Source organism: Streptomyces sp. NPDC028928 (assembly GCF_055564915.1).
The window spans coordinates 1-8,389 of record NZ_JBVHVI010000034.1; the positions used below are offsets into that span (position 1 = coordinate 1).

At 68.6% G+C, this 8,389-nt stretch carries 8 protein-coding genes and 3 pseudogenes; 5 read left to right on the forward strand and 6 right to left on the reverse strand.

Annotation, left to right across the window (positions count from 1 at the left end; all coding sequences use genetic code 11):
* A partial coding sequence (locus ACZ4U1_RS40050) for an integrase core domain-containing protein (RefSeq protein ID WP_467909113.1) occupies positions 1–233 on the forward strand: 233 nt, incomplete at its 5' end.
* 78 nt (positions 234–311) lie between these two features.
* On the opposite strand, the gene ACZ4U1_RS40055 is transcribed toward ACZ4U1_RS40050, so the two are convergent.
* Entirely contained in the window at positions 312–857 is a 546-nt protein-coding gene (locus ACZ4U1_RS40055; protein ID WP_467909114.1) for a hypothetical protein, read from the reverse strand.
* A gap of 309 nt (positions 858–1,166) precedes the next feature.
* Between ACZ4U1_RS40055 and ACZ4U1_RS40060 the strand changes: the two are divergent.
* A pseudogene (locus ACZ4U1_RS40060) lies at positions 1,167–1,317 on the forward strand (DUF6624 domain-containing protein); the annotation flags it as partial.
* Between the two features lie 51 nt (positions 1,318–1,368).
* Positions 1,369–1,839, forward strand: coding sequence for a hypothetical protein (locus ACZ4U1_RS40065; RefSeq protein ID WP_467909120.1), 471 nt, complete (start codon positions 1,369–1,371; stop codon positions 1,837–1,839).
* Here ACZ4U1_RS40065 and ACZ4U1_RS40070 read toward each other — a convergent pair.
* From ACZ4U1_RS40070 to ACZ4U1_RS40085, 4 genes and pseudogenes are all read right to left on the reverse strand, one after another.
* Positions 1,785–2,254: pseudogene (locus ACZ4U1_RS40070) on the reverse strand (transposase); the annotation flags it as partial. The gene ACZ4U1_RS40065 and the pseudogene ACZ4U1_RS40070 sit on opposite strands and share 55 nt — an antisense overlap.
* Positions 2,255–2,259: 5 nt before the next feature.
* Positions 2,260–2,823, reverse strand: a complete 564-nt coding sequence (locus ACZ4U1_RS40075) for a hypothetical protein (protein WP_467909115.1) — start codon at positions 2,821–2,823, stop codon at positions 2,260–2,262.
* 268 nt (positions 2,824–3,091) lie between these two features.
* The gene (locus ACZ4U1_RS40080) at positions 3,092–3,493 is read right to left on the reverse strand and encodes a hypothetical protein (protein ID WP_467909116.1); all 402 of its coding nucleotides are present in this window, start codon (positions 3,491–3,493) and stop codon (positions 3,092–3,094) included.
* An 87-nt stretch (positions 3,494–3,580) separates the two neighbouring features.
* Entirely contained in the window at positions 3,581–4,147 is a 567-nt protein-coding gene (locus ACZ4U1_RS40085) for an Imm21 family immunity protein (protein WP_467909117.1), read from the reverse strand.
* A 1,274-nt stretch (positions 4,148–5,421) separates the two neighbouring features.
* On the opposite strand from ACZ4U1_RS40085, the pseudogene ACZ4U1_RS40090 reads away from it, so the two are divergent.
* Positions 5,422–5,832: pseudogene (locus tag ACZ4U1_RS40090) on the forward strand (transposase); the annotation flags it as partial.
* A 103-nt stretch (positions 5,833–5,935) separates the two neighbouring features.
* Here ACZ4U1_RS40090 and ACZ4U1_RS40095 read toward each other — a convergent pair.
* Positions 5,936–6,738 (reverse strand): IS5 family transposase gene (locus ACZ4U1_RS40095; RefSeq protein WP_467909118.1). Its coding sequence is split into 2 segments (ribosomal slippage): positions 5,936–6,436 and positions 6,439–6,738, totalling 801 coding nucleotides; the frame shifts between segments, so codons are not numbered across the junction.
* Here ACZ4U1_RS40095 and ACZ4U1_RS40100 point away from each other — a divergent pair.
* Positions 6,697–7,215, forward strand: coding sequence for a DUF4240 domain-containing protein (locus tag ACZ4U1_RS40100; RefSeq protein WP_467909119.1), 519 nt, complete (start codon positions 6,697–6,699; stop codon positions 7,213–7,215). The two genes, ACZ4U1_RS40095 and ACZ4U1_RS40100, sit on opposite strands and share 42 nt — an antisense overlap.
* Positions 7,216–8,389 lie beyond the last annotated feature (1,174 nt).

Here is an 8,389-nt window from a genome sequence, read left to right on the forward strand (position 1 = left end):
TCGCCCACAAGAAGATCCGGCCCTACCGGCCGCAGACCAACGGCAAGGTCGAGCGCTTCAACCGCACCCTGCTGGACGAATGGGCCTACCAACGGTCCTACCTCTCGAACGACGAGCGGACAGCAGCCCTGGCAGACTTCCTCCACACCTACAACCACCACCGCTGCCACACCGCACTCGGCGGACGCCCGCCCATCAGCCGCGTGAACAACGCTGCGGGTCAATACAGCTAGGCCGCGGTCCTGCGGTCCTCTTCCGTGTCCGTTCGCCGCTGTCACACGCTAGGGGTGTCGACTGGCGGTGACCTGGTGTCAGGGTGCCTTCGCCATGAAGTCGGTGACCAGGTCCGCCGGATTGGCGCGTGACGTCAGCTCGAACATCGCGTCCGGGTCGAACATGTCGTAGAGGACCACCGGCACCGGCCGCCCCAGCACCGCCACGATCCGGCCGCTGTCGTGGAGGCGCCTGGCTGCCGCGACGCACACCTCGTAGAACCATTCGACCAGCCGTTCGTCGCGGCCGTCCGCCTCGTCGTCGTCCTCGTACCAGAGCCCCCGGGACTCGGCCTCCTGCCGGTGCGACCGCGCGCCGTCAGGGTCACGTCCGACGGTCCTCACCCCTTCGAGTCCCGTCTCGGGGAAGAACGCATAACTCCAGCGTGCCTCCCAGGCATCCGCCGTTTGCTGCGCCGCCGCCGTGGCGTCGGCCTCGGTGGTGTAGCCGATCGCCACGTACGGAAACCGCGGATCCTGGTCGACGCTGTCGATGCGGAACGTCACCGCGTAGATCCTGCTGTCCGCCGGGAACTCTCCGACGACTTCGTCGGCGACCCGTTCCACATGTTCTCCAAACGCCATACATGCCCCTCCTCGATGAGGTCGAAGATCATAGAGAACGTGAGGAGCTGAGCAGCGTCGCCCCCCGGCGGCAGGGACCGCCGCGCCTCGCCATCCCCAGCTGGCGGCGAAGCCGGACCTGAAGTCGACGGCACTCCGGTGGTGTCCTTCCGGTGCCGCGCCCCAACGGGGGGTCTGCCAGAGTTCGATCGGGCCTGCCGGCCGCTCGGCGCACAGACTGTCGGCGGTGAAACCGGTTGCCCCGACGGGGTGTTGCCTCGCCCGAGACTGGATGAATAGAACACGAGTCCGTCTCGGAGTTGCCTCGTGTTGGTCGGCGAGGAGGCCGCATGCGCGGCATGGCTCATCGCTCAGCACGCCGATCGGCAGCTCGACGTGCAGCGTCGCGCTCTCCATCTGATGCAGCATGGCGGTGTCGGCCGGCGCAGACAGTCCCCGTGAGCTGGCCTGCCTGCGAGACGAACATGGGTCGCCACCGCCTGTTGTCTCAGGTAGCGCCTATGGTTCGCCCATGAGCGTTCCCGACCTCATTCCGATCAGACACGAGCCTGACTACCGCACGAGCACCATCGGGCGGTGGCAGGGCGGCCAGTTCTTCGCGTCCGTCACGGCGGCCTTCCCCGAGGTCTTTAGCGGTGACGACTGGCAGTCCCACAAGCGCTGGTGCGCCGTGCTCCATCGGTTCAACGAGGCCGGCAAACATTTGGACTCACGCATTCAGTTCACCGGAACCACGGCGGACGGCGAGGAAAAGGCGATCACGGCAGCCCGGCGACTGCTTAATGAGTGGCTGGATGCCCTGCCGGAGCGGCAGTACCGGGACATCGCAATCGCGCCCTTCGAGGTCTGGTTCGAGGGGGTTCTGTTCGGTCTGGTCCTGGAAGAAGACGAGGACGATGAGGACACCGACGGCGTGTGGATGGAGTTCTATCCAGACGAGTTGGGCTTCCAGGCTCCCTGGGACGGTAGCTGCGACACCTGACCCGAGCGGGCGAGGAGCCGCCGGCCCTGCCGGGTGGCTACTCGGCCCCGGGCAAGTCGGCGGACCATCACGCCGATCATCGCCCAGCGGATCATCGTCTCCGAGTGCGCAGGGCTCGTCTCATTGTCACGTGCGAGGCGCCGGTGGGCGGTGATCCACGACAGGGTTCGCTCGACCGCCCAACGCTTGGGCTGGACCTGGAAGCCGCGCTGGCCTGGTTCTTTGCGCACGATCTCCAGCTCGCGGCCGAGGATCTGGGTGGTCCAGTCGACCAAGCGGCCGGCGAAGCCCTGGTCCGCCCAGATCTTCCGCACACCCGGATGGTCGCGCCGGTCCACAGCACCGGGCGACGGGCACCGTCTCGGTCCTGGACGTTGGCCGCGACGACGTGCACGGCCAGGAGCAGGCCGAGGGTCCACGCTAGGCCGCGGGCAGGCTGTTGACGCGGTACTCCTCGGAGGGCAACGAGTCCCATTCAGTATTCGCGCCGTCGCGCGTCACCATGAACAACGGACGCGATTGTAGGGCCTGCCCGACTAGTTGGGCGCGCATCACGACCCCGGAATCATCCGGTCCTGCGTAGCCCTCGGGTGTGTAGCGAAAGTGCACGTCCATTGCCTCCGCATACGCGATTGCGTCGCTCTCCAGCTCCGACAGGCACCTCCCGACCAGCGGGAGTCCGTCGTACGCAACCTGGGGACCGTGCACGGCGTCAACAGCGACGCAGAACAGCCCCGCAACTTGGCTCACATAGGCCGTGACGGCGGGTAGTGACAGAGCCACCCCGTGACGGTGGACTTCGACCTTCCAAGTCGGCGAGAAGATCGCGTGGTCCCGCGCACACTCGCTGACCTTCGTCTGGCCGAGTATCTCAGCCGCCTCAACCATTTCGTCGACGGTCATACCGAACCGGAGCGGTCCGACGCCGACAGCCGGCGAATAGGACCACTCGTCCCGTTCGGCGACTCCGGTCTTGAACGCCATAGTCGCTCCTCTAGAGACACCTGAGACCTGCCGCCGCCCATCATGTCAATCGCCGACCAGCAGACTGCCGGGTGCCGCCGAGCTCGCGCAGATCACTCAGCGCGAGCCCCATCTGTGCTCGGACGCGCATACGCGGCACCTGAACATGCGGCCTACCAGCCCCCAGGCCGAAGGCCGACGCGGCGGCGGGCCAGACCGGGCGTCCAGCGCAGGCCATGGAACTGCTGGACGACGCGTCCTGTCGGCCTGCCACTCCCAGCGAGCACGGCTACGGCAGTCCGTCCTCCGTGAAGGGCTCCAGCGGCCACTGAAAGTCACCGCCCTGTTCCTCAGGGCCTGAGACCTCGGTTTCAGCCCGCCGCAGTTCCTCTTCAAGCAGCTCCTCATCGCTCACTGATCCACGGAGACTAGCGAGCATGGCACGGAGCGTCTTCCAGAGGACTGCCAGGCCGACGGTGGTAAGGACCACATCCCACCATTGCGCCCGCAGCGTCTTCAGCAGGGTGCCGCCCGCAGCGGGGTCGATGGGCAGCGTGCCCGACCACACCCCGTGCACGGCGTAGCCGACCACGACCACGGCTAGAGCGCCGAGCGCCACCTTCAGCGTGACGACCGCCCGTGACAGGGGGTACCCGTCGTTCTCGACAGTTTGGTGTGTCTCATGAGACATCAAGCTCTATACCCTGCGGGCGCCTGAGCAAGTCAAGGGAGATCGCGACGGTGGAGTGACGGACAGCTTGTGATGGAGGACTTCGTTCTACTCGGTCATGTTGCCCGTCAAGACTCCCGGCCCGTCGGGTGAGAGCCGCGTGAGCCCGACAAGGACCATCGTCGTCCTGGGCGCGGGCTTGGCATAGGCAGCGCGGACCAGGTAGCGCCCCGCCTCCAGGTCGATGCGCAGCCGGTCGAGTTCGTCGAACTCGGCGTCGGGCCCGGGAACGCCGGGCAATCCGGAGTGCAGCAGGACCACCGGGCCCGGAACCTCCCAGAGCACCTCCGCCTCCCACGACGCGACCTCAAGCGCCTGTTCGACGCTGTCCAGCAAGGCGTCCTCCGAGTCGGCGCCGATCCAGCACACAAAGCAGCCGTGCTCGGGTACGTAGGTGGTTGACCAGGGCTCCCCGAGTACCAGGGCCTCCGCGCGCCCGACAGGGATCACGCCGAGGTAGCCCTCGACCTCGCAGGCCCTGCTGTAGTCATCGTCGTTCGTGGTCGACTCGAAGTCACATCCCTGCCAGGACGTCAGGACCTGTTCGGGCACCGCGATCAGCGGCCCTCCCCCGGACTCGATCCACTCCCATGCCCCGTTCCCGCATTTGACCATGGGGGAAAGTTACAGCGGGGTGGTGACATCGGACGGCGGCGGGGGACCGCTTTGATCCGTCCTGTCCAGCAGGCGGTCAGCGGCCTTGCTGGGTGACATGCCCGCCACGGTCCGTGACACCGTCCCGTAATCCGTCACAGCGGTTTCCTACCGGCCCGCAGCGCCGTCAGGTGGGTCCGCCGCCAGCGGCTGTGCGTCGGAGATCGATGGAGGGCGCTCTGGCGTGCTTGGCCCACCAGGCGTTCTCAGGCGCGGATGGAGCGGCAGTGTGGGACCGGAACAACGTGAGACACATCCGAGTGTCTGGAGGACCGTCCAGCTCAGCTCAAACGCGAGGCCGCCGGGCAGCGCCCCGGGCGCGGGCAGCTGGTCCCGCCCCTGCGCGAGCATGGGCGTCACCGGTGGTCGCAGCTCCATGGGTCCGGTGTACGGCCACGGCCGTCGGCCCGCCACTGCGGCCGGGCGGGAGCCGGTGCTCGGGGGCCACCGTCACAGTGCTGCGGGGCCGGGGGAGGGGGGCTTTGTGCACGTTGGTTAGCCGCGCGTGCTGATGAACCGCGCCGCCGGGCCCCACCGCTTGCGCACCGGGCTGAGGCACCACCGGCACAGCGGCAGACCGCTCCGCCTGACCCAGCGAGGGGCTCTGTGACCGCAGGGGCGGGAAGCACCTGCGGTCACAGCGGGTTGTTGCGGCCCGGTCAGGTGCCGGGACCGCCACCGACGCCCGGCTCACGGCACACCAGGAAATCCACCAGCCCAGACAGTCCCGTCAGCACGCGGGGGGGGCCTTCGCCCCCGCCGCCACCATCGCCGGGGCAGACACACGGCCGGTCTCCGGTGATGCTCAACAGGTCACCGCCGGCAAGCCGGGCCGCCTCCGCCTCCGGGCTTACCGGGGCAGACGCACAGCCGACTGTCGCCGAAGGCCAGAAGGCCCTCTGGGCCGAGCCCAGGGCCGCCGCCACCGCCTGTGCCGCCATCACCGCCGGGGCAGCAGAACGTCTGATCCCCGAAGCCCGTCAGGCCCCCGGGTGGGCCACCGCCACCGCCTCCCGGCCTTGGCGGGCAGGGCTTGTACATGTCGCCGGCGACCGTCGTCCGCCCCGCGTCGCCCACGGCCTGGGCCGCGGCGAAGCGGGTGGACGACGGCGAGGAGACCGCTGACAGCAGCGGCCACCACGCCGGTCTTCATCAGGATTCTCAGTGCATAAGCCAGGGAGCCACCGCAACGCCCGAGCCGGATGCCCGGCTCGGGGCGTTGCGGCGCCTACAGCTTGATCAGCGACAGAAACGGGCTGCCGCTGTTTCTGGGCGTCTTCGGCGTGAACATGCATGACAGTCAGGGCCCGGAGCCGCTCGTGCGGGGCATCCCGCCCATCCGGTCCCGCCGGGGGCCGCGACGCCGACGGCCGACGAAGCTGCACGCCGACAAGGGCTACGACTACGACCATCTGCGCCGATGGCTCCGCGAACATGGAGTCCGCCACCGCATGGCCCGCAAGGGTGTCGAGTCCTCACAGCGGCTGGGCCGCCATCGCTGGGCGGTTGAGCGAACCGTGTCCTGGCTGGCCGGCTGCCGAAGGCGCCACCGGCGCTACGAACGCAAGGCGGAGCACTTCCTTGGCTTCGTCGGCATAGCAGCAGCCCTCATCGGCTGCCGCCGACTAGCCCGGGTAGGCACCTGAAACCCGCGGTGTCACACCCGTCCGCCATGCTCTCCGACATGAACGAGAACGCCTTCTGGCAGCTCATCGAAGCGTGCAGACCCCCTAGGTTCTGTCTCTTTGGTCAACGTCGTGTCCAGATGAGGATGGCGGCGAGGTGGAGTGCGGCCTGGTAGGCGATGGCGAGTTTGTCGCATCGGGTGGCCAGGCCGCGCCATTGCTTGAGGCGGTTGATGCAACGTTCGACGGTGTTCCGCTGCTTGTAGGCCTCAGTGTCGAAGCCGGGCGGGCGGCCGCCGCGGCTGCCTCGACGCATGCGGTGGCCGACCTGGTCGGCCGGCTGAGGGATGACCGCGCGGATGCCCCGTCGCCGCAGATGGCTTCGGATGGCGCGGGACGAATAGGCCCGGTCTGCGAGAACGGCCAACGGCCGGGTCCGGGGCCTGCCCCGGCCGCTTCGAGGCACGCGGATGCGGGCCATGACGGCCTCGAAAGCTGGTGCGTCACCGTCCTGGCCTGCGGTGACAGTGAGGGCCAGGGATCGTGCATGGCCATCTGCTGCCAGGTGGATCTTCGTACTCAGCCCACTGCGGGAGCGTCCGAGCGCGTTGGCCGGGTCGTTGCGGCTTGCGGCCCCTTTCTGAGTGCCCCGGCAGGATGCTGGTGGGCCCTGACGACCGTGGAGTCGACCGATTCGGTCCAGGCGATGTCGTCGACGGCGTCCGCTGCCGCGAGGACCGCGGCCAGGATCTTCTCCCAGGTGCCGTCTACGGCCCACCTGATCAGCCGGTTATGAGCGGTCTGGAACGAGCCGAGCTCGCAGGACAGGTCCCGCCAGGGCGAGTTGGTGCGGTACTTCCACGCGATGGCCTCGAGCGTGCGGCGGTGGTCGGCCCACCGCCGTCCGCGGACCGGATCGGTCGGCATCAGCGGCTCGATCCGGTCCCACGTCGCATCAGTGATCACCAATCGGACAGACACGTCCGATCAACTGATGAGCCCATCGAAGAGAGACGCTCTAGCCCCGACCCTGAGGCTGACGAGCTCGCCGCTGCCCTGACAGCCCGCCTGGCGAACGGCCCCGTATCTGACGTGGTCGGCTTCGCCGAGCAGCTCTCCTGGGCCCTGTACAGGTTGGACCGCAAGGAATGCGGCGATGACCTGTCGAGTGATCAGTTCCTCTACACCCGGGCTGCGGTCGTCGCAGCCGGCCGTGAGGAGTACGAGAGCGTACTTCGAGACCCAGAGCGGTTCATGCCATACGCCAACGACCTCGTCTGGGCCGAGGCGCTGCTCTACGTACCCGACAACGCATACAAGCACCTCACCGGCGACGAATGGGACCGCAGCACCCGATACAGCTTCGAGTCGTACTCCAACACAGCCGGCTGGGCCGACGCATAGGCACCGCCGACCGCTCCCGCCTCACCATCTGAAACAACTGAGGCTGCTCGTGCTGGCTGCCCTTGCAGAGCGGCCGGTTCCGCCTGGAGGCGCGGTCCGGGGCCAACGGTCATCCGCAGGGTGGGCAGGCCGGCATTGTCCTGGGCTCGGCGTCCAGGCCGCCCGCGACGGTCCGTTGGGCTGTCGCTGTGATGGCTGTCGAACGGTTGTGTTCCTGGCGTGGGGGGCGCCGGTGTTAGGGGCATGGTGGCAGCGCCGGGCCCGTGTTGGCGGCTGTGTGACGGGCGGTGCGGGGCTGGTGGGCGCTGACCGGGGGCACGCTCACCGCGGGGCGGCTCGGCTGCGTTGACTGCGGGCGGCTCGGCCGCGGGTATGCATGATGGCCTGCGCCGCCGACTCCGCCGACGACGGCCGGTTTCCGGACATGAAGAGGTTGTGCCTGGTGGCCGCGGTGGTCCGGGAGCCCGTGTTCCTGCGGGATGGGGGGCGGCCTGGTCGGCGAAGGCGTCGACGCTGTCGTGGTAGCTGTCGGTGGTCGCCCGAGAAGTCGTCACGGGCGCCGGTCTTGGATCACTGTTGCGTGTGGTCGGCTATGCCGGCGGCGGTGCCGGCCACGACCGGGTGATGGTCGATGACCTGAGGGAGGGATCACGTCACGTGATGTCCAGCCTTCCCGGTCTGCTTCGACACACGCTGCCGCCGCCCGTGGGCGGGCCTTGCTCCGGCAGTGAACAGCAGCCGCTGGTGGTCCCGTCGGTGACGCCGTGGGTGCGGGCCGCGCGCCTGTCGCCTGTCCAGGGCGCTCCTGCCTGCGCGAGCGTTGTTCGCCGGTTCGGCTCAACTGGCCGCATGTTGTGAGTGTTCCTGGGTGGGCCGGTGTTCTATGACGTTGAGCAGGCTGGGGTGTGTGTGACAGGTCGTGTGACGGGTGGCCGTTCGGGTCTGCCGCGGCAGCGGCAGGCGGAGCCGGGTGTTCCGGGCCCGGGTGTTGCGGGCCCGGGTGTTCCGGGCCCGGGTGGGGCGCGGCGCCGCCGTGGCCCCCGGCAGGCGTTGTGGCCGGTGTGGAGTGGGGTGGTCTTTGTGGTGAGGTGTGGGTCAAGGCGTGGTTGTTGGCGGGGTGGATGCGGCTTTGGCTTCTGTCGTGGACCTCAGCGGGGGAGTTGTGTCACGGTGC